The 26,886-nt window shown below is 39.5% G+C and carries 17 protein-coding genes and 1 tRNA gene; 17 read left to right on the top strand and 1 reads right to left on the bottom strand.

Annotation, left to right across the window (positions count from 1 at the left end; translation table 11 throughout):
• Window positions 1–111 precede the first annotated feature (111 nt).
• From CZ809_RS05225 to CZ809_RS05215, 3 genes are read left to right on the top strand one after another with little or no spacing between them, the layout of a single operon-like run.
• Complete coding sequence (locus tag CZ809_RS05225) at window positions 112–6,693, top strand: hypothetical protein (protein ID WP_080156321.1); 6,582 nt, start codon at window positions 112–114, stop codon at window positions 6,691–6,693.
• Window positions 6,694–6,710: 17 nt separating this feature from the next.
• The gene (locus CZ809_RS05220; RefSeq protein ID WP_080156320.1) at window positions 6,711–7,232 is read left to right on the top strand and encodes an OmpA family protein; all 522 of its coding nucleotides are present in this window, start codon (window positions 6,711–6,713) and stop codon (window positions 7,230–7,232) included.
• Window positions 7,233–7,249: 17 nt separating this feature from the next.
• On the top strand, window positions 7,250–10,009 hold the full coding sequence (locus tag CZ809_RS05215) for a hypothetical protein (protein ID WP_080156319.1): 2,760 nt from the start codon (window positions 7,250–7,252) through the stop codon (window positions 10,007–10,009).
• A 121-nt stretch (window positions 10,010–10,130) separates the two neighbouring features.
• On the opposite strand, the gene CZ809_RS05210 is transcribed toward CZ809_RS05215, so the two are convergent.
• The gene (locus tag CZ809_RS05210) at window positions 10,131–11,252 is read right to left on the bottom strand and encodes an SEL1-like repeat protein (RefSeq protein ID WP_080156318.1); all 1,122 of its coding nucleotides are present in this window, start codon (window positions 11,250–11,252) and stop codon (window positions 10,131–10,133) included.
• Between the two features lie 62 nt (window positions 11,253–11,314).
• Here CZ809_RS05210 and CZ809_RS05205 point away from each other — a divergent pair, with 62 nt between their 5' ends.
• The 14 genes from CZ809_RS05205 (at window position 11,315) to fdhF (ending at window position 26,566) form a co-directional block, all read left to right on the top strand.
• Window positions 11,315–11,914: a hypothetical protein gene (locus CZ809_RS05205; RefSeq protein ID WP_080156317.1), complete on the top strand. Its 600-nt coding sequence runs from the start codon at window positions 11,315–11,317 to the stop codon at window positions 11,912–11,914.
• A 205-nt stretch (window positions 11,915–12,119) separates the two neighbouring features.
• Window positions 12,120–12,211: transfer RNA gene (locus CZ809_RS21130), tRNA-Sec, on the top strand.
• 99 nt (window positions 12,212–12,310) lie between these two features.
• Window positions 12,311–13,720 carry an L-seryl-tRNA(Sec) selenium transferase gene (gene selA, locus CZ809_RS05200; protein ID WP_235865802.1) on the top strand — a complete coding sequence of 470 codons (1,410 nt, stop codon included), beginning with the start codon at window positions 12,311–12,313 and terminating at the stop codon, window positions 13,718–13,720.
• Window positions 13,720–15,561, top strand: coding sequence for a selenocysteine-specific translation elongation factor (gene selB / locus CZ809_RS05195; RefSeq protein ID WP_080156315.1), 1,842 nt, complete (start codon window positions 13,720–13,722; stop codon window positions 15,559–15,561). Before selA ends, selB begins: the two co-directional genes overlap by 1 nt.
• A 365-nt stretch (window positions 15,562–15,926) precedes the next feature.
• Window positions 15,927–16,541: a 4Fe-4S dicluster domain-containing protein gene (locus CZ809_RS05190; RefSeq protein ID WP_080156314.1), complete on the top strand. Its 615-nt coding sequence runs from the start codon at window positions 15,927–15,929 to the stop codon at window positions 16,539–16,541.
• Window positions 16,538–18,469, top strand: a complete 1,932-nt coding sequence (locus CZ809_RS05185) for a proton-conducting transporter transmembrane domain-containing protein (RefSeq protein WP_080156313.1) — start codon at window positions 16,538–16,540, stop codon at window positions 18,467–18,469. Before CZ809_RS05190 ends, CZ809_RS05185 begins: the two co-directional genes overlap by 4 nt.
• Window positions 18,469–19,422 (top strand): respiratory chain complex I subunit 1 family protein, encoded by a 954-nt coding sequence (locus tag CZ809_RS05180; RefSeq protein ID WP_080156312.1) that lies wholly within the window; start codon window positions 18,469–18,471, stop codon window positions 19,420–19,422. Before CZ809_RS05185 ends, CZ809_RS05180 begins: the two co-directional genes overlap by 1 nt.
• A gap of 9 nt (window positions 19,423–19,431) precedes the next feature.
• Window positions 19,432–21,186: a hydrogenase large subunit gene (locus tag CZ809_RS05175; protein WP_080156311.1), complete on the top strand. Its 1,755-nt coding sequence runs from the start codon at window positions 19,432–19,434 to the stop codon at window positions 21,184–21,186.
• An 8-nt stretch (window positions 21,187–21,194) separates the two neighbouring features.
• Window positions 21,195–21,743: a formate hydrogenlyase complex iron-sulfur subunit gene (locus tag CZ809_RS05170; RefSeq protein WP_080156310.1), complete on the top strand. Its 549-nt coding sequence runs from the start codon at window positions 21,195–21,197 to the stop codon at window positions 21,741–21,743.
• Window positions 21,743–22,582 carry an NADH-quinone oxidoreductase subunit B family protein gene (locus CZ809_RS05165; RefSeq protein ID WP_080156309.1) on the top strand — a complete coding sequence of 280 codons (840 nt, stop codon included), beginning with the start codon at window positions 21,743–21,745 and terminating at the stop codon, window positions 22,580–22,582. Before CZ809_RS05170 ends, CZ809_RS05165 begins: the two co-directional genes overlap by 1 nt.
• Window positions 22,579–23,028, top strand: a complete 450-nt coding sequence (locus tag CZ809_RS05160; RefSeq protein WP_080156308.1) for a formate hydrogenlyase maturation HycH family protein — start codon at window positions 22,579–22,581, stop codon at window positions 23,026–23,028. The genes CZ809_RS05165 and CZ809_RS05160 overlap by 4 nt, the downstream gene beginning before the upstream one ends.
• Window positions 23,029–23,060: 32 nt before the next feature.
• Window positions 23,061–23,555, top strand: a complete 495-nt coding sequence (gene hycI, locus CZ809_RS05155) for a hydrogenase maturation peptidase HycI (RefSeq protein WP_080156574.1) — start codon at window positions 23,061–23,063, stop codon at window positions 23,553–23,555.
• A gap of 258 nt (window positions 23,556–23,813) precedes the next feature.
• A complete protein-coding gene (locus CZ809_RS05150) occupies window positions 23,814–24,362 on the top strand; it encodes a 4Fe-4S dicluster domain-containing protein (protein ID WP_080156307.1) in 549 nt (182 codons plus the stop codon).
• A gap of 59 nt (window positions 24,363–24,421) precedes the next feature.
• Complete coding sequence (gene fdhF / locus CZ809_RS05145; RefSeq protein ID WP_080156306.1) at window positions 24,422–26,566, top strand: formate dehydrogenase subunit alpha; 2,145 nt, start codon at window positions 24,422–24,424, stop codon at window positions 26,564–26,566.
• The last annotated feature ends 320 nt before the right edge of the window (window positions 26,567–26,886 follow it).

Below are 26,886 nucleotides of genomic sequence, written 5' to 3'. Positions count from 1 at the left end.
TGTAGGGGGGCTTATTGAGCTTATTTTAAATATATTTGAAAATAATTAAATCAAGTAAGTTCAATAAGCCTATATCCATATCTTTGAATTACTAGCCTTTGGAGAGTGCTTATGGCCCTCTTAGATGTAATAACTAAAATGAAGTACCTCATTGTTTTTATATTATTAAGTGTGAGTTCAACAGTTTTTGGGTTAACTAATGCTGGTACAAAAATAATGAATCAGGCCATCATGACTTATTTTGACTCAACGACGGGTGAGAATATTCGAGTGCTTTCGAATATATCTCATATTAAAGTTGAAAAAGTATATGATGTTTCATTATCGCCTAATACATCTGGCGATAATAAGACAGAAAAAAATGTTCCACCTGGTTCTATTGTTAGTATTCCTCACACAGTAACTAATACTGGTAATATTAAAGATAGCTATATTATTAATGTTAATAATCTAACTGATGATAATGGGGATCTTACATCACCAAATGCAGATAATATAAAAATATATTTTGACACTAATGGCAATGGTATTCATGATCCTGGCGAGCCAGAGCTTAATAAAAATAGTGATGGAGAATATATTTCTGGCCAGTTAAAGCCGGGTGAATCTATTAATATTGTTTATACTGTCGAGCTTCCAACAACAGACAAAAACAACGACTTCTATAATATTGATACTGTTGTTATATCAATCAATGAACCTTCAGTTGAAAAAACCAGTTCGACTAAACTTACCGTTATTAATGGACCAATCGTTAATCTAACGATTGAAAATTCACCTATTTGTCAGCAACAAGTGACATCACTTTCTGAAATTGACTTTAGAGTTAATTATACCAGTGTTGGTCGCACCAAGCCTGAATCGGCAGCACTGCCGTATAATATTTTTGTTCAATCAGAAGCAGCAGGCTCACAAGTGAAAGTTAGCCATACTGGTGTGTTAATTTCAGTAAAGCTTCCTGCTAATATTTCTTTATTACAAGATAAAGTGATTAATGGCCAGCCTGCTAAAGATCATTCACCAATAACCTTAATTTCTCCTGAATACAATTTTGATGGCGGTGTGGTATTAGTCGGAATTAATAATAATTTTATTTTTGAACAAGATGACCATAATTTAGATTGGTATGAATATAGCTCTTGGGATGGATCAGGTAATGTAGAAAAGGTGGGTTTTTTAGTTAAACCTGATTATATGAAGCCAAATACATCAGGACATTTTACTTATTATGCACAAGTTAATGATGTACGTGGAACCGTACCATTTAAAATATACAGTGAAGCAGAAGTTAACTTATCGTCAACAGCTGAAAATATCACTAGAAGTGGTGAAGTATGTAATACGTTAGTAGGTAAAGAAGAAGATAATTTAATTGATTTCGAACTTATTGACGATACTGTATTAGACCCAAATAGTGCTTTTACAATTTTATACAGTAATCACGAACATTTTATTCCTACAAACTTTTATTATCATTCAAGTTCAGCTGGATTTGATTCAAAATTTGATGGTATTCATGCTCAAATTATCCTTCCTCAAGGTAATGAACATGCGTCAACGATTGATATTATTGGCCCAAGTTCTTCTAATTACCCCGTGACATTACGTTCAACGGAAGGTGATTCTTTTTATTGGATTTTTGCTGAAACAGGGCCTAACACTGGTATTTTCAGAAGTGTTATTCCTGTGCATGCGGTATCACCAAAAGATAATTATATTCGCCCTGGGGGTAACCACTGTTTAGAAGATATTGCTATTCCATGGCGTACAGGTGAAATTACTCGTACAGAATTGTTATCGAATATTGATGGAACAATTAACTTTACAGGTTTTGGCCTTAATGGTTCAACTGCCGTAGACTGTGAAATTCAGTCAAATCCAAATGATGAATTAGTGATTGAAGTCTTTGATCCTAATAATAATAACCGAATCATTTTGACTGATTTAGCGTACATAAGTCCTCAATTTGTAGTATTTGATGCGACTAATTTTAACGGTGTAGAAAATGCGATAGTGAAGTTTTATCAAACAGAAAATAATGTAGCACCAACAGCAAAAGTACGAGTTCCAAATGTTGATGGTCTCACTCCTGTTGCTGAAGTGATGTCTGATGTTGATGGTCGAGTATTATTTCCTAAATTAGCCCCTATTGATGGTAATCAATATTATATTTCGGTTGAGCCACCACAAACGCATGTGTGGCCATCTGCTTATACAACATTAGCAAATTTTAATATTCACAACGTTACCCCGATGTCATATGGCCCATATGGTAATGATGATATTGAAAATTCAGGTCTATTCCCAATTACGGTTAGGGATAGAGTTGAAACGTTTGATATACCTTTGGATCCCAAAAGCTTAGATCGTAGATTAACGATTCAAAAAGATGCTGATAAAGATAACGCAGAAATTGGTAGTTTCGTTAAATATTCAGTAACCATTAAAAATAACCTGCCAGACAGTCAATTATTTGATGCACAAGTTTTTGATTCAATGCCATATGGCTTTAAATATATGGAAGGCAGTACTCGATTAAATGATCAACCTTATAAAGATCCGGTTCGAATTGATACTTACACTTACCGTTTTGATATTGGAACATTAAGTGGTAGTACACAGCCGCCTGAAAATGGTAGCTATAAATTAACCTATGTTCTGCAACTAACAGCTGGTGCTATAGATTCAGATGGTATCAACTCTGTTTATGTCAATGCAGCGACCTTTGGTGGTACGACTGATTCCCGTATTACTTCTAATATTGATAAATACCAAGTTAAGGTAACGCAAACTGGCGTGATGTCAGATAGAGGCATTATTTTCGGTAAAGTTTTTGTTGATGCACAGTGTAACGACATCATGAAAAATCAAATGTGGCCTATTGGTGGAGTGAAAATATATTTAGAAACGGGTGATTATGTTATCACTGATGAAAACGGCCAGTATTCAATGTTCGGTGTTAAGGCGGGTAATCATGTCATGAAAGTTGACAAACAAACCCTACCTTTAGGCATTGAATTAGAGCCAACAGACACGCGTAATGCAGGAAAAGGTGATTCTCGATTTGTTGATATGCGACGTGGTGAAATGCATCGCGCTGATTTTGTCGCGCCATGTCCGGTAGAAAATCAAGAAGCGGTTTATCAAGAATTAAAAGAAAGAAACACTAATATAAATGGTGATTGGTTATTTAAAACATCAGAGAATTTTAAAGGATTACAATATGACGCTAAACCAAAAGCATTAAAAGCGGATGAGTTACAGTCAGGTGTAATTAGTGGACCGTCAACTGCTGCTGATAATGTATCTCAAACTACAGCATCTACTTCCTCTTTAACTGTATTTAAAGGTTATGCGTTAGAGTCACGTAAAGGTGATGAAGGTGACCTAGCTAAGATGATTTTGTTATATCCAAAAGCCGTACAAGATGAAGCTTATATTTATCCAAGCTCTGATAAATTATCATCTATTCGTTTTGGCTTTAGTGATTCACAAGAAAAGCTGAATGATTTGAGAACAGCATTATCGCTTTATAAAATTAAAACTGAAATTGTACCAACGGCATACAATAATATTCCTAAAGAAGCCAAGTTTAGAATTGATAATATTCTACAAGAAGCAATCCCATTACCTGAAGATGAAGCAAAAAATATTACTCGAGCAGAAGCAGAATCAGGGGCATGGTATTGGCCAACCAATGATTATAGCTATGATGGCCGTTTCATTGCCGTTATTCGAGGTGATGTTGAACCAACATTGTATGTTAATGGTAATGCAATCAATGTTGATCAATTAGGCGAACGTATTATTAATAAACGTGAGAATGCTCAAATTGTTGGTTGGTATGGTATTCCATTAGACGATGGTGATAACGTTGTTGAAATTAAAACGGTGGATCCATTTGGTAATGAGCGTCTTGTTTTAGGAAAAACGTTCTCTCATCCAAAGTCTGCAAAACGTATAAGTGTTGTCGCTGATGGTGATGTGTTACGTGCTGACGGTGGTCGTTCTGTTATTCCTGTTATTATTAAGTTGTACGATGAAAATAATAATTTGGCACGTGGTACTTACTTTGTAACGCTAGATACAGATCAAGGTGATACTTGGTTAGACCCTGATATTCAAGAGAATGAAACGGGTCATCAAGTTCGTGTTATTAATGGTGAAAAAACCGTTTATTTACGCAGTACTGAAAATACGGGCCAAATTAATATCCAAGCGTCAGTTGAAGACTTCTCTGACAAAATCAAACTTTATCAAATTGCCGCTAAACGTCCGTTATTTGTTTCAGGTATTGTAAATTATACCGGACGTTATGGCCGTTTTAGTGGAGAAAGACCGCCTGCTCAATTAGACGGTTATGAAAATAAAACCTATAGTCATGACGAAAGAGCCGCCGCCTTTATTAAAGGTAATATTAAAGGTGGTATGCATTTAACGTTAAGTTATGACAGTGACAAGTCTGATGAAGAATTTTATCGCGAAATATCACCAGACAGCTATTACCCAATTCCAGGTGATGCAAGTATTAAAGGTTATGATGCTCGTAGTACCAGTAAGCTCTATGTGAAACTTGAAAAAGAACGCCATTTCGCAATGTGGGGCGATTATAGTACCGCTGATGGAACTGATGAGTCTGATATTGGACGTACAAGTCAGATTCTTAATGGCTTCAATAGTATGTATAACGATGGGAAAATTACCGCACAATTATATGGTGCGCGTCCTGAAGATTTACATAAAGTGATTGAGTTTAATGGTAACGGTACTGCAATGTTTTATAGTATCGGAGACACACGCATTGTGCGTCATTCTGATACGGTAACTTTGGTTACGTATGACAGAGATAATACTGGTCTTGTTCTAAATCAGCAGCTATTAACCCGTTATATTGACTATACCATTGACTATTTCACTGGTGATATGCGATTTAATCGTGTTATTCCTAGTTACGATCCTAATCTCAATCCTATCAAAGTGAGAGTCGCCTATGATGTGGATGGTGATGGTGATGCCTATACCGTTGCAGGCGCAAGACTTTCTTATTTATTCACCCCTTATTTACTTGCCGGTCTGAGCTACGAATATAATGACAATGATGTTGAAGGTTATGACATTGGTAGCCTTTGGGTTAACTATGATTTTGATAATAAAACGCAAATAACCGCTTCTGTTGCGAGTATGTCCCATAAGGGTGATGAAAGTGCCAGTACGTTAACTACTGATACTCAGGAAAAACTTAAAAATGGTATGGCATATAAACTTAGACTTAATCGTGATTGGCACGCTCAAGCAGCGACTGAGCTTGAATATGTTTATGCAGAAGAAGGGTTTACTAATACTACTGGTGGTGTAACGCCAGCTCGTCAAGAACTTCGTCTTCGCCATCGTCAGAAGTTAACAGGCTTAATGAACCTAAACATTGAAGCCAGTCACTCTGAATCTTTAGCTCATAAAGAAAAGCAACAGTCTATTGGGGCAACGGTAGATAGCAAGATTTTGGGCTCTCAATGGGTAACACGTTTAGGCTCTCGTTATATTAAAAATGAAACCGAAACAGATTCAGAAGAATATACCACCGCAATTGTGGGGCTGGGTCGTACATTTAGTTTGTGGGGACGTCCAGGTCGGTTAGACACTGAATATGAGCAGAGTTTTGGTCATGATAGCAAGCGTCGTTTTAATGTAAAAGCGGATTGGAAAGTACATAAGCAAGCCAGCATATATACCCAATATGAGTATATTGATTCTTTAGACGGCATTAGTAATTTAGGCAGTGGTTCAACAAGCTTATTTACGGCAGGTATCGATGTTGATTGGCTTCATGGTGGTAGTACGTTTAATGAGTTTAGACAACGTGGTGCATCAGATGGTCGTAGCCTTGAGCTAGCTAATGGTTATCGTGGTCGGTTTGAAGTAATTCCCGGTATCAGTGTTGATCCTGCGATTGAATATGTTGAAGTTATTGAAGGCGAAGGAACCTCTGGTGTTGCGGTGTCATTAGGTTTAGCTGATGTACGTAATCCTAATTATAAAACTACGGGCCGTATAGAATATCGTCACGGTGATACTGAAGATTATTATGGAATTTTGGGTGCTTGGGTCACGCGTTTAAGTCAAGATTGGAGTGGGCTTGTACGTGAAGAGTACCGTTATATTGATAAAGAAAATGCACAAAATACATGGAGTAATCATTTCAGTTTAGGTTTTGCTTATCGTCCTAGATTAACTAATCGTTACCATATGTTAGGTGCTTATGAGTGGAAAACAGAGCGTAATGACAGCACGCGTACCGCACATATTTTATCTACCCACCAGAATTATCAACTATCGCCAGATTGGACAATATCGGGACGTGTTGGGCTGAAGTGGGAGGATTTCACTGAATATGAACAAGACTATGATTCTGTGGCAACAATTATTGATGGTCGTGTAATTTATTATATTAACCGTCGTTGGGATCTTGATGTACATGGCGGCATGTTAGGTACTGATTGGTTTGATAGTCGCCGTTATTCTTTCGGTGTCGGTTTGAACTATCTTGTTATGAAAAATCTACGTGCAGGTATTGGTTATAACGTAATAGGTTTTGATGATAATGACCTCGACCCACAAGGTTATAACTTACAAGGTTTTTACTTTGAAATGATGTTTAAGCTTGATGAAGACTTATTTGGTTGGTTAAGCGAATAGTGGTGAGGAATGTAATCATGAAATTATTAACAACTTCTTTATTATTTTTAAGTGTAGGGATTTCAGGCTGTGTTTCTAATGAAGCTATTTATGCCGACTATGGTGATCTTGCTTGTGGCAATACAACAACAGTTATCGACGGTCATTATTGGCCAACCGTCGTTAATTTTGACTTTGATAAAAAATCGTTAGATGTACAACAACAACATGCATTAGATCAAGCGGCACAATTATTGCAAACTAATCCTACATTAAATGTGGCTGTTATTGGTTCTGCTGATAATTCAGGAAAAGCAGGATATAACGATCAATTAGCAAAGGCACGCGCTGACGTTGTTGCAAATTATTTACAACGTCAAGGGCTTGCTGAACACCGTATAGTGACATTAGGTTCAGGATCAAGGGAACCGTTTATTGTTTCAAATAATAAAATAAGTAATCGAGTAAATCGCCGTACGCAACTGATTCTTTTAGATGCTGATTTTAACCCGGTTAGTATGCAATACAACGCAGTGGCTAGTCATTCTAGTGCACAATAGGGAAGGGGGAGCTTCATATGAATGTCTTCAAGGGAATCGCCAAAATAGGTATAACCGTTGTTGCTAGTGCCAGTTTCGCTGTAATGGCTTTGACTGAATCTGGTACAGTGATTAAAAATCAAGCTGGTGCTACGTATCGTGATAGTGCCAATATTTTACGTAGCACAACATCTAATTTAGTTGAAACCCTTGTTCAGCCTGTTGCGGCACTGACATTGATTAATGATCAATCTAAGTTGGGCGCACCGGGTCGAACGGTGACATTCAATCATGTATTAACGAATACCGGTAATAACACCGATTCTTTTGTACTTGATATTGTGATACCTGCTTCTGTTATTAGTGCTGCAACTATTTATCCTGATGAAAATAACGATGGTGTTGCTGATCCTGGTTCATCACCAATAGCGTCAGGTTCTGTAATTGGTCCTCTAGCGGCGGGTGAAAGTTTTGAATTTGTTATTGTGGCTGATATTGATGCTGCAGCGACAATTAATTCATCGGATGCGCTAACGGTGACAGCAACTAGCCAAGCGGTGAGTGTTGATGGTATTTCTGTGGCAAATGGTGGCGTGGGAACACAGACCAATACTGATACTGTAACTGCAACTAATTTACCGATTATTGAAATTTCAAAAGCATTAAGTGCCAATGTCGGTGCATCACCAAGTGGGCCACATACGGTAACATTTACATACACGAATGTGGGTCTTACGGATATGGATCCGTTACAGACTAATGGTGTGATTTTAAAGGATGTTCTGCCCGAAGGGATGCGTTTTAATGGCGCGGTATCTTGGAGTTTATCAGGAACAACAATCACAGCTTCTGGTGCAACAATCGGTGGAAGTGAAACAACAGGCGATCAAGATTTACTCTTTACAACTTGTATTGCACCGAGTGGGCTTTGTTCTGATAATGATGAAATTCAATTTGTAATGGATGGTTTAGCTGCCGATGAATCAGCGACGATAACATTTGAAGTTAATATCGATTCAGGCCTTTCTGCAACCACATTGTATAACCAAGGTATTTATGGTTTTGATGAAGATAATAACGGTACTGTTGATGCAGGTGAGTTAGATTCAACCAATACCAATAGAGTGCCATTTCTAATTACGTCTAATTATGCGGTTATTGCTAACAATGGTGGCTGTGATGTTGGTACCGATAATAATTGTGATGCACTTGATGACACCAATCATGAGATTGTTGAAGTAGCGTCTGCTTCGCAAGGTGCACGGGTTAGTTTTACCAATTACATCTGGAATACGGGTAATGATGAAGATATTTTTAATGTCACTATTGAATCTTCCACATTTCCAAGTGGTACTAGCTTCTTCTTATATAAAAGTGATGGTGTAACACCATTAATAGATACTGATAATGACAGTAATCCAGATACCGGCGTTATTCCTGCTGCAGGCGAAACCTGTCCATCATACTTAGTGACTGACAGTAATGGAGTGTGTGGATATAAAGTCATATTGGTTGCAACGCTCCCTGCTTCAGCTATAGGTGGACCATACCAGACGGTTAAGCGTGCAAGATCGTCAAACGATACCTCGAAAACAAATACTGTTATTGATCGTTTGGGAGAAATAGTCGCGAGTACCGTTGATTTAACCAATAATGTGAGAGCAGAAACAGGGCTAACAGTTGAGGATAGCTGTGATGCCGTTGACGATAATTGTGGTTATGGTGCAGGTCCTGAAGCTGCGGCTGTTACAACAAATACTGCAATACCTGGTGCAACCACTCGGTTTACTTTATACGTAACTAATAAGTCAGATGCAGCTGAAAGTTATGAGTTGCAATACAGCGGCTCAAATTTTGCTGTTAACACCATGCCTGCAGATTGGACTGTTGTGTTTAAAAATGCTGAGAATGAAGTTATTACCAATATTCCAGTATTAGGTCCTGATGATGCGGTCGTTGTTTATGCTGACGTGACCGTTCCTGTAGACGCAGAATCTGCCACTCAAGATGTTTATTTTAAAGTCTTTTCTCCAACAACTGGCGCAGAAGACATTAAATATGATGCAGTGACTGTTGATAATAATAATCAATGTCTGGCCTTTGGTCCGCCAAATTCAAATGGTGTAACGTTTGCTGGTGGAAGCATTGTGTATAAACATATTTTAAACAATAACACCAATGATGAATTCTTAAATATTGTGCTAACTGTAGCGAATTCAGAAGCTGGTTTTTCTACAGTTATTTATGAAGATACTGATAGCGATAATATACTGACAGGGGCTGATAATGCGATAACGTCAGTGGCTTCTCTTGCTGGTGGTGCTCAGAAGGTCTTATTTATCAAGGTCTTTGTGCCTGCGAATACACCACAGGGAACGGATAATATTACGACTGTCGAAACCACTGTAAGTTGTGGCACATTGCAAATTATCGATACAACAACAGTTGCAAATACAAACATGAAAGTAACGAAAGAACAAACACCTGATTTAGATTGTAATGGTGTATCAGATTCTGGTACTTATGTGACGACCAATTTTGCTGTTGCACCTGGTCAATGCATTATGTATCGGTTAACAACAGAGAATATCGCCATTGAAGAGGCACGTAACGTGACCTTAACCGATGCCACACCCGCTTATACAACATTTAATGTAGTTGGGTCTTTACCGAGTATTTCAAAAGGTTCAATCAATACGATTGCAAATGGTTCTACAGGCGCAATTATAGGAACAATAGGAAGTGTTTCTCCTGGTGAGTCAGAAGAACTCATATTTAGTGTTCGTATTGATAATTAGTTATCGTTTACTTGTGACGGCAATACTTGCTTGATGTTATATCAAGCAAGTTTTTTTATTCGTAAAACTATAAAAGCCCAATATAATTATTGGGCTTTTATTATCATACAATAAAAATTATTTATTCTCCGTTTTGAAGAATCTCTTTAGCGCGATTATTACCATTTTTAGCTGATTCTATAAGCCAATATTTTGCTTCTTCAATAGAGATATCGACACCATCGCCATTTATATAAATACTGGCTAAATTATACATTGCTCTATTATTTCCTTGAGCAGCTGAACGTTTATACCAATAAATAGCTTTATCAAAATTTTGTTCGAGAAGATCTCCTTGATCATATAACTTTGCTAATTCAAAACTGGCAGAAGGGTATCCATTCTTATCTGCCGATTTTAATTGCTCTATTGCAATATTAATATCATTTTCAATAAGCGATAAATTTTCCAAACTTAATGTAGCCAAATCAAATAAGGCTTTAGGATTATTTTGCTTTGCTGCAATATTAAGATGTTTAAAACTCTTTGCTGTATCGATTTCGATGTCATAGAGTCCTCGGCGATAGATGTCACCTAATACTAAATGAGAATAAGGATGATCTTTTTTAGCTGAGTTATGTAATAAATTAATCGCTTGTTGTGTGTTTTTATTTAATTCTAAATATGAAATGGCTAATAAATAATTTGAATATTCATTATTGGCATTATCGTTTTTACTTAAAATATCAATTACATCTTGATGTCTTTCTTGTATGAAATATAAATAACCTAATGAGTAAGATGATGGAGCATGTTGATTTTTAATATTAATTAGTAAGTTTGATTCAGCATTAACATAGTCAGTTTTGCCACCTCTGCCATCGATCAGCATTAGTGAATAATAATAACGAGCAAGGAGGTGATTTTGCTCTGTTGCTTTTTTATATAGTGATCGTGCTTTTTGTTCTGATTTTGTGACTAATTCACCTTCTTCGAACAATGCGGCTAAATAAATCATTGCATCAGGATCATCTTCTGCCATAAATTCTATTTTTTTTATTTCATTCTCCTTCTCAGGTTTAGATGTTTCTGTGTTTTCAATCTTTAATATTGATTGAGATAATGGTGAGAGTGTTTGTAGTGCTTTATTTTTTGAAATAGAGGTTGGTTTGTTTAATTCAGGCCCGTTTGTTAAACTTGAATCATTGTTTTCAGCACTACAACCACAAAGTATTATTAAACTTGATACTATCATTTTTTTCATTATTGCTTTCTCCTATCCCTGTACTATTGTTAATTTTAGAACATAACTTAAAGGGATGTATTATGCGTTCAATCTTTATTTTTATATTAACAATGTTATTAACATCATGTGCTTCTAGTAATTTAACCTCATCGTGGGTAGATAGAAATTATTCAAATGTTCCGATAAAAAGTTCATTAGTGGTTGCGATGTCAGATAATTTACGTGTTAGACGAATATTTGAAGATGATATGGTTAAAGAATTACAAAGTAAGGGAGTTAATGCTGTATCGAGTTCTCAAATATACCCTAATAAATTACCATCAAAAGCGGACTTATCGAGTTATATTCAGAAAAATGGCACCCAAACAGTTTTTGTTGCGAAGTTAGTTAACATCGAAGATAAAAATATTCGTTATCCAGGTAATGGCTATGGTGGATATAGCAGCGGTTTATCATTCCATAATTACTATAATAGTTCGTATAGCTATATTTATGATGACAGTTATACGGTTTCTTATGAATTTGTGAATGTTGAATTTACCTTGTTTGATACAAAAAGCCATAAGCCTATTTGGTCAACATCATCAGAGTCTGTTGACCCTAATAACATGAACGATATTATTTCAGAATTAACACATATTCTAATTGAAAACCTACAAGATAATGGGGTTGTAAGATAACTTAATAAACATATTATCTTTTTTGTTTAAGCCTTACGGTAGCGTAGGGCTTTTTTTGTTCATAATGATAACGGAATTTAACTTTTGTATGATGAAATATTACACGTTCAAATAAATACTTTATTGGTATAGTGGTATTTGTGCTACGAATTGATATAAATCAAATAATAACGATGATAGTTACATTATGATGCAAAAGAATTTCGGAATGAGATGAGGTCTGGTGGCCTTCTCGGTCTTCAAAACCGATGTGAGCTGTATAAGCTTTGGTAGGTTCAATTCCTGCCTCTTCCGCCATTTTTCGCGCGTTTAAATGGTTCCTCTGACACTCGTTACTTTGCCTATTTGGGCTAGGGTATGAGTGCTGTTGTCTGCAATTCAGCCAAGGAACTTATCGTGACGACAATAACATCGCCAGCTCTACCTTCTGCATCACTCGCTCCAACAATCAACTACCGTTTACCTCAAATTGAACAACTTCTTCAGCATTCAGATTTAACTGATTATGTGCGCTTATTAAGTCGCCCAGTTGTAACTAATACACTGCGTCAACTGTTTGCATCTATCCGTCAGCACCCTGATTTTAAAACTCAAGGTGTTAATGATCTCGATATTATGGCCTTAGTGCTTGATAGTTGCCGTCAGTTATATCGTCGTCGCCAACAACGAGTAATGAATGCTACCGGTATAGCAGTGCACACCAATCTTGGACGTTCTCCAATTAACGAACAAATTTGGGACAGCGTTAAAGCAGTTAATACGGGGTATAACAACCTTGAGTTGAAATTAGCTGATGGTAAACGTGGTGATCGTAATGGTTTATTACCGACCTTGATCCAGAGTTGGATTGGCGCTGAAGATTGTGTAATTGTAAACAATAATGCTGCGTCAGTTTACTTAGTGCTGCATGCGTTGGCTGCGGGTAAAGAAGTGATTGTTTCTCGCGGTGAGCAAGTTCAAATTGGCGGTGGTTTTCGTATCCCTGATATTCTAGCCCTTTCTGGTTGTAAGTTAGTTGAAGTTGGCACCACCAATATTACCACCAGTGATGACTATATTAATGCGATCACTGAAAATACTGCGATGGTCTTAATGGTACATCAGTCTAATTTTTCAATGCAGGGGTTTACTGAATCGCCAGATATTCAGGATGTGGCTGAACGCCTACCTGAGCATGTTTCATTAGTGATCGATCAAGGCTCTGGATTATCGTCTGAACAATATGCCCAAAGTGAAGTGTCATTACCACGCTATTTGCAAATGGGCGTTGATTTAGTCTGTTTCTCTGGTGATAAAATCATTGGTGGACCGCAGGCGGGCATTATTGCAGGGTGCCCAAAACTTTGCCAACAATTAGCTAAAAACCCGATGATGCGTACCTTCCGTCCGGGACGAATTGTTTTATCCATGCTTGAGCAATTATTAGTCCAGAAACTTAACCGTGATCCTGCGGCTTTTGGTGTCGCGCAACAGGCGTTAGATCGCGCTAAAGTGAGTCAAACGTTAGCTCAACAATGGGCGCTACGATGGAAATCTTATGCTCAGGCTGTTCCTCTGGTGATGCAAGTCGGTGGCGGTGCCATTCCTAGTGAAACCTATCCTTGTTATGGTCTTAAACTTACCTTACCCGGTAAAGCACAACTGCATTTAGATGCGCTACGTGAATTACCGATCCCGATAATTGGCTATGTTAATAGTAATCAGTTGCTATTAAATGTCGCGACTTTATTAGATAGCGATCATATCGACTTTATTGCTCAACTTGACGGTTATATTCAATCTTATACAAATACTGAGGCTAAATAATGGCGGTAATATCGACACAATATCAAGCCGTAGTTGGTCTTGCTGGGCATGTTGACCATGGTAAAACTGCGTTGATTGAAGCGTTAACAGGCATGATCACCGCCCGTCCTCATGAGCAGCAATTAGGCATGACCCAAGATTTAGGCTTTGCGCATTTTCAAGATGATCATGGCAATACTATTGGTGTGGTTGATGTACCAGGACATGAACGTTATTTGCGTAATATGGTCGCGGGCGTATGGCATTTAAATGTGTTGTTATTAGTGGTAGCGGCCGATGAAGGTTGGATGCCAATGACCACTTCACACCTTGATGTTGCACATGCGATGGGGATTGAAGATATTGTTGTTTGTATTAATAAACGCGATAAAGTCAATGCAGAGCAATTAGCTGAAATAGAAGACCAAGTGTTAGAACAAGTCATGGAACGTAGCGGGTTGTTACCTGAAATTGTGACTGTTTCTGCATTAAAGAAAGATAACATTGAAGCGCTGCGCCAACTTTTAATTGATACCGTACAGGTCAACATTGCACGTCATAAAGTTATCGCGCCAGCAAACAGTGATGATATTGCAGTGCTTGAGCCTGCGACAGATCCTCTGATGTATATTGATCGGGTGTTTGTTGTTAACGGAATTGGTACGGTGCTAACGGGTACACTCGCGCAAGGACAATTAGCGATTGGCGATAAAGTACGGTGTCATCCATCAAACCTTGTTGGGACAGTGCGATCAATTCAGGCTTATCACCAGCAATTAACCTCAGTTTCAGCAACATGCCGTGTCGCGGTGAATGTTAAAGGGGTTGGCCGTAAGGATATTGGTAGAGGGCAGTTGATTACCGGTATCAATCAACACATCACCTTGCGTGATCAATGTATTGTACGATTAACTAAAACAGCGACAAAGTTAAAAGTTAAAAAACAACGCCAAGTGGAAGTGGCGATGGGAACATGGCACGGAACAGCACGTCTGAGCTATATCCCCAATACTGAGCTAGCTCGATTAGTGTTTGAAAAACCAATGCCATTATTATTTGGTCAACGATTGGCGATGATCCAAAAAGGTGGCAGTGGTTTACAGCATGGCGCAGAAGTGGTGTGGACTGATTATATTTTTGGTTATCAAAAACGCCGTCTATATGACGTGCTAAATAATTTACCGCATCAATTACAGCCAGAGTCACAACGACAGATGTTGTTAGTGCTACAAGGTTATTTTGAATGTCATGACGTTGATTTTAAACCAACGGAACAACAAACATTTATTGCACCATTTTGTTTTGACAACCAATGGCTAACAGATATATCGCAACAAGTTGAAACATTACTGGGTGGCGGTATCTCTATGGCTTCGACGGAATTATGCAGTCGGTTACGGATCAATGACGCCGTGATTGAACTGATTATGCAGCGTTTAAAGCAACAACAGAAAGTGCATTTAAGTTACGGTAAATGGTGTGTTGGACAAGGTGATAATGAAGACGATTTACCTCAAGATGCGCTTAATATTCTGCATCAAATTCGTCAGTTTGGCAAAGCTGGGCTTGAGTTAAATAAAGTCAAAATTGTCGGTGGTAAAAAGTGGTTACGTCAATTAAGCCACCAAAAATACATTACCGCGCTTGATGAAAATATCTATTTTGATATGGGGGTATATTTAGATCTTGTGAAAGCGGTAATTGCAGATCATCAACCCCATGATCGTATTACCATGACGGATATTAAAGATCGTACCGATCTCAGTCGTAAATATTCTATTCCGCTAGCGAACCGAATGGAAAAAGATGGTTGGGTTAAACGTGATGATGATGATCGCATTATTTTAAAAGCATGGCATTAACAGATAGCGGTAAATATAGGCTAGCAAGCAACGTTGTTAATACCATGCAGCATCCTATCTAGAGTATCAATAAAGGCCTTTTACTTATGTGAAATATAGGTAGAGGGCTTTTTCGTATGGTACTTTTTCTGATATAGACGCCGCTCTTTAAGATGATGGTTCGACACTCGACTGTCGAAGTGTGTCGACATGGCTGTGTCGAAGTTACCGCTGACGGCACCACAATCAATATATTGTTATCTAAGAAAGTATTTTTTTACCATTATGTATTTTTAAGCTTTTGATATTATAGTTATTATTTAAATTATACTTGTGTGGCATATTTCTTGCTTTAATAGGTTTTTTTGCGATTGACTAGGTAGACAATGAAAAGCTTTGTAATTGCAGATCCTGAGAAGTGTATTGGTTGTGGCACCTGCATGGCAGCTTGTTCGACAGTACATAAACAACAAGGACTGCAAAGCCATCCCCGCCTAACCGTGGTTAAACTTGATGATGCCACAGCGCCTGTGATGTGTCGTCATTGTGAAGATGCACCTTGTGCCACAGTATGTCCAGTACAAGCGATCACCAAGCAACAAGATCGTGTCATGCTTAATGAAACCTTGTGTGTTGGTTGTACTTTATGTGCTGTTGCTTGTCCTTTTGGTGCAATCGCATTTGATGGTAGTCGACCTATTGCGATGGCAAATAGCTACGATACTTATATCCCTTCCACTATCCGTTCAAGTAATCCTTCAACTTCTATTCCAAGTACATTTGGTCAAGATATTCTTGCTTGGGAACCAGGAGTAAAAAGCATTGCGGTTAAATGTGATTTGTGTGGTTTTCGAGAACAAGGACCCGCGTGTGCTGAAGTGTGTCCAACGCAAGCGATAATCCTGATTGATGAAGCAAGTATCGCGAAAACACGTGATATTAAACGTGTGTGCGCGGCAGATAGTTCAGCGTCAGCCAAAGGTGGAGCAGTAACACGATGAGCCCATTAGTTTTAGTTTGTTTTGCTTTAATTAGTTATGCCGTGGCTGCGATTTTATCGTATCAGGGGCGTAAACATGAGCAAGAAAGTTTACGTATTGCTGGAGTAATCAGTGCATTTGGTGGATTGTTTGGCATCATTGCAGGGGTAAGCACGATTGTTTCGGGTTTCGATACAGCGGATGCGACGGCGGCGATCAGTCATTGGTTTAGTATGGATATGCTATCAGCACTAATGGTGGTGGTCATTTCAGTCGTAACCATGGCAGCTTCAGTTTATTCAATTAACTATTTAGAAGAATACTACGGCAAAGGTGGTTGGAAGGTTAATGTCCTGTTCAATATTTTTGCCGCAGCGATGACAGCGCTTGTGGTGTCAGCCAATGTAATGGTCTTTATTGTATTTATGGAGATCATTTCACTGGCTTCTTGGTTAATTATTACTAGTGATGGTAGTGCGACAAGTAAAAAAGCAGGCTTGCAATATTTTATTGCTGATCATGCAGCCAGTTTTTTAGTTGTAGTGGCATTTATGATCGTTGCTTCTCATGCCGATAGTTATCAGTTTAGTGCCATCATGCATAACCCTGTTACTGGAGCAACGGCATCTCTAGTGTTCTTATTAGCCTTAGTTGGTTTTGGTATTAAAGCGGCTGGTATTGGCTTACATGGCTGGTTACCTAAAGCGTATCCGATTGCACCGTCATACTGCTCAACCTTGATTTCTTGTGTGATGGTTAAGATTGGTATTTACGGTATTTTGAAGTTTGCGATTTTATTCCTTGGCGCAACCCAATTATGGTGGGGCTTCTTGGTGTTAATCTTTGGTGCAGTGTCTTCTGTGCTTGGCGTAATGTATGCACTAGCAGAACACGATATCAAACGATTGTTGGCATACCATACTATTGAAAATATCGGCATCATTTTAATTGGTGTGGGTGTGAGTATGATTGGTATTGCTTCACATCATCCAGTATTAGCATTGCTTGGTCTTCTTGGTGGTCTATATCATTTATTAAACCACGCAGTGTTCAAAGGCCTGTTATGTTTAGGCTCTGGTTCAATTGTATTTCGTATGCATACCAAAGAAATGGATGACATGGGTGGTTTGGCGAAAACAATGCCTAAAACAGCCGCAGCATTTTTGATTGGTACGTTAGCAATTTGTGCATTGCCGCCATTAAATGGTTTTGTCTCAGAATGGTTTATTTACCAATCGCTATTTAGCATGGGTAAAGTTGGCACAGTTGCAAACCTAGTCTTTGGTCCATTTGGTATGGTAATGCTTGCGTTTACGGGCGCATTAGCATGTATGTGTTTTGTGAAGGTATACGGTATTTGTTTTACTGGCGCACCTAAAACAGAACGCGCAGCCAATACTCGAGAAGTGGGTCCTGCAATGATCACCGCAACCACATCACTGGCAATATTGTGTGTGGTATTAGGCGTGTGTGCACCATGGATAGCACCTTACTTCTCATCAATTGCTTCATCAATGTTAAATATGGCACCATTAGCGGTTGCTCATGGTTTAACGGTATATCCTGCGGTTGCTGATCAAGCGATCCTTTCAACACCTGTCATCGCCATTGCACTGGCACTATTAACTTTAGTACCTGCTGCGTTACTTTATGCTTTCCGTCAACGTCGTCTTGCTCGTCGTCATCAAGGTGATCCTTGGGCGTGTGGTTACCAATACGAACAACGTATGACGGTTTCTGCTGCAAGTATTACCCGTCCGATGCGTAATATGTTTGGTTTTATTTATAACAACCGCCAAGCATCATTGACTGAGCGTTTTGTATTGCCTCATTTAAGTGAAGGTGGTGAAAATCCAACACTCGATAGTCGTAAAGTGTGTCGCTTCTGCGTTATTGCGGTGGTGATTGTGGTGTTGTTTGTTCCTCTCATTTCAGGAGTTAGTCTCTAATGTCCCCACTTGAAATGCCAACAGCGGGTTGGATTGTTTTAGCGATTGTCCAAGCTATTTTAATGCTGATGTTAGCGCCACTGGCAACGGGTTTTTCTCGCGTTATTCGCGCTAAAATTCATTCGCGTCAAGGGCCTGGTGTATTACAAGATTACCGTGATATTGCCAAATTATTGCGTCGCCAATCGGTAGCACCTGCAAACTCTGGTTTTATTTTTTGGATAATGCCATGGGTACTTGTAGTGACAATGCTATTAATTGGCATGGCACTGCCTACCGTTACTCAAGTGTCACCGTTTCCAATTTCGGGTGACATTATTACCGATATTTACTTGTTAGCGATTTTCCGTTTCTTCTTCGCATTATCAGGTATCGATTCAAACAGTATGTTTGCAGGTATCGGTAGTAGCCGTGAATTGACGTTGGGTATCTTAGTTGAGCCAATTCTAATTCTTGCAATTGTCGTGGTTGCGTTAAGTGTTGGTACCACTGACTTAGGTTATATCAGCCACGCGTTAGCGAATAACCATTGGCAGCATCCATTAACCGTTATTCTTGCAGGTCTTGTATGTGCGTTTGCATTGTTTATCGAAATGGGCAAAGTACCGTTTGACAGTGCAGAAGCAGAGCAAGAGCTTCAAGAAGGTCCAGTAACAGAATACTCAGGTTCTGCATTGGCGATGGTGAAATTGGGTTTAGGTTTAAAACAACTTGTTGTTGCGCAGTTATTCCTTGCGATTTTCATTCCTTGGGGTAAAGCAAGCAGCTTAAGTTTTGGTGGCTTATTTTCAGCTTCCATCATTTTGTTGATTAAATTGTTTATGGTGTTCTTGATTGCTGGTTTAGTTGAAAACACCATGGCACGTGTACGTTTTACTCAAATTCACCGTACGATTTTCCCTGCGTTTTTAGTGGCTGTATTGGCACTGATATTTTTAATTTTTGGTTGGTAAGTAATAGATATGACAAACAATACATCTCAACAATTTCACTCGCAGCCACAAGCGGGTCGTATTGGTAAAAATTATGTCGATGGTGTGAATCATTTCTTTCCATCCGCAATTATTGATGAAGAGTGGCAGACCGAAAACCAAGTGACTATCACCGTTAAAATGACTTCGTTGGTTGAGGTGATGAAATGGCTTTACTACGATCAAGGCGGCTGGTTAACGGTTACTTTTGGTAATGATGAACGTAGCCTTAATGGTCACTTTGCGGTTTATCATGCGCTTTCTATGGAAGGTGAAGTAAAAAGCTGGGTAACGGTAAAAGTCTTAGTTGATGCTAATAGCCAAGAGTTTATCTCTATTACTCCAACCATTCCTGCTGCGGTATGGGGCGAGCGTGAAATCCGTGATATGTACGGTCTACGCCCAGTAGGTTTGCCTGATGAACGTCGTTTAGTTCTACCCGATGATTGGCCTGAAAACCTGCACCCATTGCGTAAAGATGCAATGGATTACCGTCAGCGTCCACAACCAACAACAGAAACTGAAACCTATCAGTTTGATAATCAGCTAGGTAACGACAGTAACCGTATCGTGCCTGTGGGTCCATTACATATTACGTCGGATGAACCCGGCCATTTTCGTTTGTTCGTTGATGGTGAAGACATTGTTGATGCGGATTACCGTATGTTCTACGTTCACCGTGGTATGGAAAAATTAGCTGAAACACGCATGGGTTACCATGAAGTGGCACAGTTAACTGACCGTGTATGTGGTATCTGTGGTTTTACTCATAGTGTCGGTTACAGCAATACCATTGAAAATGCATTATCGGTTGATGTGCCATTCCGCGCCAAGATGATCCGTACGGTATTACTTGAAGTTGAACGTCTGCACAGTCACTTATTAAACATTGGTTTATCAAGCCATTTCGTTGGTTTTGACTCTGGCTTTATGCAATTTTTCCGTGTGCGTGAAAAGACCATGGAATTGGCTGAGTTACTAACAGGTGCCCGTAAAACATATGGCATGAACTTAATTGGTGGCGTACGTCGTGATTTTTTAAAACAGCAGCGCGTACAAGGTATTGCGATGGTGAAAGAAGTCCGTCAGAAGTTCTCTGAGCTGGTGGATGTGCTACTTGCGACACCAAATATCGGTAGCCGCACTGAAGGTGTGGGTATTTTATCAAAGCAAATTGCACGTGATTACAGCCCTGTAGGTCCATTGATCCGTGCGAGTGGTTTTAACCGTGATGTGCGTATTGTGCATGGCCAATCATTAGAGTCATACGGTAGCGTACCGATTGATATCCAAGTGATGGAAAATGGTGATGTATTCTCTCGTGTAATGGTACGTGTACGCGAAGTGTTTGAATCATTAAATGTGATTGAATACGGTTTGGATCACTTGCCACCAGGTGCGATTTTAACTGAAGGCTTTGACTATAAACCGAATAAATTCGCATTGGGCTTTACTGAAGCACCACGTGGTGAAAACGTTCACTGGAGCATGACCGGCGATAATCAGAAGTTATTCCGCTGGCGTTGTCGTGCGGCTACATATGCTAACTGGCCAACATTACGCTATATGTTACGTGGTAACACTGTGGCAGATGCGCCGTTAATCATTGGTAGCTTAGATCCATGTTACTCATGTACTGACCGTGTAACTATTGTTGATACTAAAAAACAACGTAGTAAAACAGTTCCTTATAAAGCGATTGAGCAATACAGCATTGACCGCAAGAACTCGCCATTCAAGCTTTAGGAGGTCATGTGTTTAAGTTATTAAAAACGGTAATAAAAACAGGGTCAGTTACCACCAAATATCCTTTTGCTCCGATGGAAGTGAATGAAGATTTTCGTGGTAAGCCAGAATTAGACGCTGATCAGTGTTTATCTTGTGGTGCATGTACGCGTGCTTGTCCTGCCAATGCTTTGATCATGGAAACAGATGCCAAAGCGGGCACTCGTCGTTGGGAACTGTCAACCGCTCGCTGTATTTTCTGTGGCCGTTGTGAAGAAGTGTGTCCAACTCATGCGATTAAATTGACTCAGAATTTTGAGTTAGCGGTAACCAGTAAAGCCGATCTTTATGATGAAGCGGTATTTACGTTAGCAAATTGTCGTCAATGTGAACGTCCATTTGTGGCACGTAAGTTACTTGAATATGTTTTAGATACGTTAGCACACAGTGGTGTAACGGGTGAGCAACTTCAAGAGCGCCGTAAGCAAATTGAAACATGCCCTGAATGTCGTCGTCGTAACAATATGCTAGATAGCGAAAATGTCAGTCACCTACGTTACCTTGGGGATCAAAAGTAATGAAAGGTATTAAACAATTAGTCGGCACAGCCCACACTCAAACCGTACCTGTTGAATTGCCACCGAATAGCCAAAAGCTAAAAGATGCATTGATCAAGGAGATTCGTCGTTCAGCGTATGTATACCGAGTTGACTGCGGTGGTTGTAACGCATGTGAGATCGAAATTTTTGCGGCCACGACACCTATTTTTGATACCGAGCGCTTTGGTATTAAAATTGTAGCGTCTCCACGTCATGCTGATATTTTGCTGTATACCGGTTCAGTAACTCGTGCTATGCGTGCACCTGCATTACGTGCTTATGAAGCAGCACCTGATCCTAAGATTGTGATTTCATACGGTGCATGTGGTTGTGATGGTGGTATTTTCCACGACCTTTATTGTGTATGGGGTGGTACGGATAAAATTGTTCCCGTAGATGTATATATTCCTGGTTGTCCTCCGACCCCCGCGGCGACCATTTATGGGTTTGCGGTTGCACTGGGTTTACTTGATCAAAAATTAAAAGCCAAAGTGCATCAACCTGAAGTACAAAAGGCAAGTTTAAAACACACTGAAATTCCATTGGATATTAAAGTGATGATTGAGCGTCAAGCACGCGTACTTGCAGGTTATGTGCAAGGACAACGTATTGCTGATGACGTTATGAATGTACTCGCTACTTGTAGTGCCGATGACGTTGATCAAAAAATCAGTGCTTACCTTGCAACTAAAGATGATCCGCGACTTACTGAAATCGTGAATATTTTGCTATCAAAAACCATGACAGCATTAACAGGTTCAGAAGCATGCCCGAGCACACAACAAGGTCAAGCATCGTGTGAAGGTTGTCACCAATGAGTGCTGCTCTAGTGGAATTAACACAGTCGCGTCATTATCAAGGCCACGTCTACTTTTATACCTTAGGACGTAAGTTTGTTGATGAGAGCTATGATGTGCCAGAAGAAGCTAAGCAGATCATGTATTACAGTTTGGCGATCGGTCACCATTTAGGTGTGGTCGATTGTTTAAAGGCCGTAATTGAATGTGAAGGTGATGAATACCTAGATTGGATCAGTGGCTTACCACAAGACGGTGAAGCATTTAATAAAATGAAAGGCTATTTTGTGTTTGGTGAAATCACCATTTATCCTGAACATCTTAATATGCTGGCATTAGCGTTTGATCGGATTGATAGTTCAACTCAAAATGCGCGATCACAGCAATTGACTCGTGATTTTATTACCGCGCTTGGGGATATTCACCGTGAACCGACCATGTATATGATGATTCGAGGAATACGCTAACTATGTTACAGGAAGTGAATTTGTCAACAGTGATGGGCGAAAGTGTCTCTAACGATGATGTTGATTTGTCTGTCAGCAATATTGTACTCACCGTGGGTAATAGCATGATGGGAGATGATGGCGCAGGACCCTTATTAGCAAAAATGATCAAAGATAATCCGATTACAGGCTGGAGTGTACTTGAAGGCGGCTCGATGCCTGAAGATTGTTTGCACCTTATTCGTAAAGCTCAACCGCAACGAGTGATTGTGGTGGATGCGGCTGATATCGGTGAACAGGCGGGAGAAGTGAGAATTATTGATCCAGAAACTATTGTCGATATGTATGTGGTCTCGACCCATAGTTTACCGCTCAATTTTTTGATTGATGATTTAAAAACCTTTGTGCCTGAGGTTATTTTTGTGGGTATTCAGCCTGCGATTGTCGCATTTTCATTTCCATTAACTGAGATGGTGCAAACCGCGGTTGAAACTATTTATCAGCGTTTACCTGAATGGCAAGGATCGGGTGGTTTTGAGCATTGCTAAGTAATCGCTGTTAGTCGGTGTCGATAAAGTGTCGATAGTATTGACGAAAAATGACGATGGATTTGATTAATAGAAAGTGATTATCGACACTCTAAAAAAAGAAAGCGTGACAGTGCTCGCACTTTCTTTTTTTTTAACTATATTTCATTGGCTTAAAAATAAATTCGATTTGTGGATATTTTTGGTACAATAAATGCTTATAAAGTATCGTAGCATAACACTATGCTGTGATGTATCGACATTAACAAGGTATAGACCATGAACCGGTTTGTTTTTGCAGATCCAAATCTGTGTATTGGGTGTCGAACCTGTGAAATTGCATGTGTTGTTTCTCACCAAGTAGACGGAATGCTTACTGGTGTTGATGCAGTAGAATTTACACCTCGTTTGACCTTGGTGAAAAATGCGCATGTAACAACACCAGTTATGTGTCGTCAATGTGATGATGCACCTTGTGCTCAGGTTTGCCCTAATAATGCCATCGTTTTAGAAGATGGTTATGTGAAAGTGATTCAGTCACGTTGTATCGGGTGTAAAACCTGTGTCATCGCTTGTCCTTTCGGCGCAATGAATGTTGTGACTAAAATGGTTGAAGAGTCCAAAGGCGCGTCGTTATTTAAGCGCATGGTTCCTCAGTCTCAAGCATTAAAGTGTGACTTGTGTTCCCATCGTGATGCTGGTCCTGCGTGTGTGGAAGTCTGTCCAACAAACGCGATTCAGATTATTGAACCTGAAACATTGACCGAAGCCAGCAAGCAAAAACGTGAAGCAGCAGCGCTCAATGATGCTGTAGCAATCATTCGTTAGTGTTATAAACCCTTGGTTTAAAATACGCATTAATAACAATTATAGCCAAAAAGGTTAGTATGAAAAAATCAATTGTTGTTTGTCCCTACTGTGGTACTGGGTGCAAACTAAAGTTGGTTGTCGAAAATAACAAAGTCGTGGCAGCAGAACCAGCAATGGGTCGTACCAATGAAGGCCAACTTTGTTTGAAAGGCTACTATGGTTGGGATTTCCTCAACGATACCAACTTATTAACGCCACGCTTGAAGCAACCAATGATTCGCCGTACACGTGAGTCAGCCTTAGAAGCCGTGTCTTGGGACGAAGCTATTCAATTTGCCGGCGATAAGCTAATGGCAATTAAAAAGCAGTATGGTCCAGATGCGATAATGACAACAGGTTCAGCCCGCGGTCCGGGTAACGAAGCCAACTATGTGATGCAAAAACTCGCAAGGGCGGTGATCGGAACCAACAATGTTGACCACTGTGCTAGGGTGTGACACGCACCATCAGTCTCCGGTCTGGAGACAACAGTAGGTAATGGCGCAATGAGTAACGCGATTCCCGAAATTCAACAAACTAAATGCTTACTCATCTTCGGTTACAACGCGGCTGATTCTCACCCAGTTGTAGCACGACATATTTTAAAAGCCCGTGCAAATGGCGCTAAAATTATTGTATGTGACCCACGTAAGATCGAATCTGCGCGTGTTGCTGATCAATGGTTAGCGTTAAAGAACGGCTCGAACATGGCACTTGTTAATGCGTTAGCAAATGTGATTATCGAAGAAAATCTTTACGATAAAGCGTTCGTACAATACAACACTGAAGGTTTTGATGAGTTCCGTGAAATTGCTTCACGTTACACGCCAGAAACAGTGGAAGAAGTAACAGGTCTAAAAGCTGCGGATATCCGTTTGGCTGCACGTACTTACGCTGCGGCACCTGAAGCTATGATTCTATGGGGTATGGGCGTTACTCAGTACGGTCAGGCAGTTGACGTGGTTCGTGGTTTAGCGGGTCTTGCACTGTTAACCGGTAACTTTGGCCGTCCTGGTGTAGGTTGTGGTCCGGTTCGTGGTCAAAACAACGTTCAAGGTACCTGTGATATGGGTATGTTGCCGCACCAATTCCCTGGCTATCAAGACGTAAACATTGATGCAAACCGCGAAAAGTTTGAAAAAGCGTGGGGTGTTGAGCTTTCAGGTAAGCCGGGCTACCGTCTGACTGAAGTTGGCCACAAGGCTGATGAAGGTATTTGTAAAGCGTTTTATATCTTTGGTGAAGATCCAGCACAAACTGAAGCTGATCTTGCCGCCATGCGCGCGACTATGCGTAAAATGGAATTGGTTATCGTTCAAGATATCTTCATGACTCAAACAGCGGAATTTGCGGATGTTATTTTCCCTGCAACAAGCTGGGGTGAACATGAAGGCGTGTACAGTAGTGCTGACCGTGGTTTCCAACGCTTCTATAAAGCAGTGGTTCCGACCGGTAATGTGAAACCTGACTGGGAAATCTTTAGTTTGTTAGCAACGTACATGGGTTACCCTATGTCGTACAATAACACTGAAGAAATCTGGGATGAACTACGTGCGTTATGTCCTGATTATGCCGGTGTGACGTATGAAAAAATGGCTGATCTAAAATCTGTACAATGGCCTTGTCCAACAGAAGATCACCCAGGTACGTCTTACTTATTTAAAGACAACAAGTTCACTACACCTTCGGGTAAAGGTATCTTCATTGGTGCTGATTGGCGTCCGCCGCTAGAGCAACCTGATGCCGAATATCCATTGGTATTGTCAACTGTACGTGAAGTGGGCCACTATTCTTGTCGTTCAATGACAGGTAACTGTTCTGCACTACAAACATTGGCTGATGAACCTGGTTATGTGCAAATGCACCCGAATGATGCCAAAGCATTGGGGATCGATGATCAACAATTAGTGTGGGTATCTTCTCGTCGCGGCAAAGTTATCTCGCGTGCTAACTACAATGAGCGCGTAAACAGAGGTGTGGTTTACATGACATACCAATGGTGGATTGGCGCATGTAATGAATTAACCATTGAGCATGTCGATCCTATTTCAAATACGCCTGAATTTAAATACTGTGCGGTTAAAGTAGAGAACATTGATGATCAGCCATGGGCTGAAAATTATGTACAAACTGAATACAGTAATTTAAAAGCACGTTTGAAAAACCATGTTGCTAATGCATAAAAATGTTGTGTAAATAAGACTTGTTATGTTTTATATACAATATATAGCATCATAAATGAAAATAAGGTTTCCAAGATAAAAGATTGATTATTTTTATCTTGGTTCCTTATATTTTTTGTTATTAAAAATCATTGTTTTAATTTATTTGTCAGCTCAAATGTTTTAATTTTTATTCGTTTTATTTTAAAGATACTGTTGTTAATAATTATTGATTGATATGGATCAATACTTGGTTATTAAAATGATTGAGAATTGTATAACAAATGCTTGGATTTTTATTCGCTATTCGAGCCATATTATCAGTAAGAGTTAATGTTAGC

The organism is Photobacterium piscicola (assembly GCF_900166965.1).
GTDB classification, from domain to species: Bacteria; Pseudomonadota; Gammaproteobacteria; order Enterobacterales; family Vibrionaceae; genus Photobacterium; species Photobacterium piscicola.
Note: the sequence above shows the minus strand (reverse complement) of the source record. Positions and strands in the feature narration are given on the sequence as shown.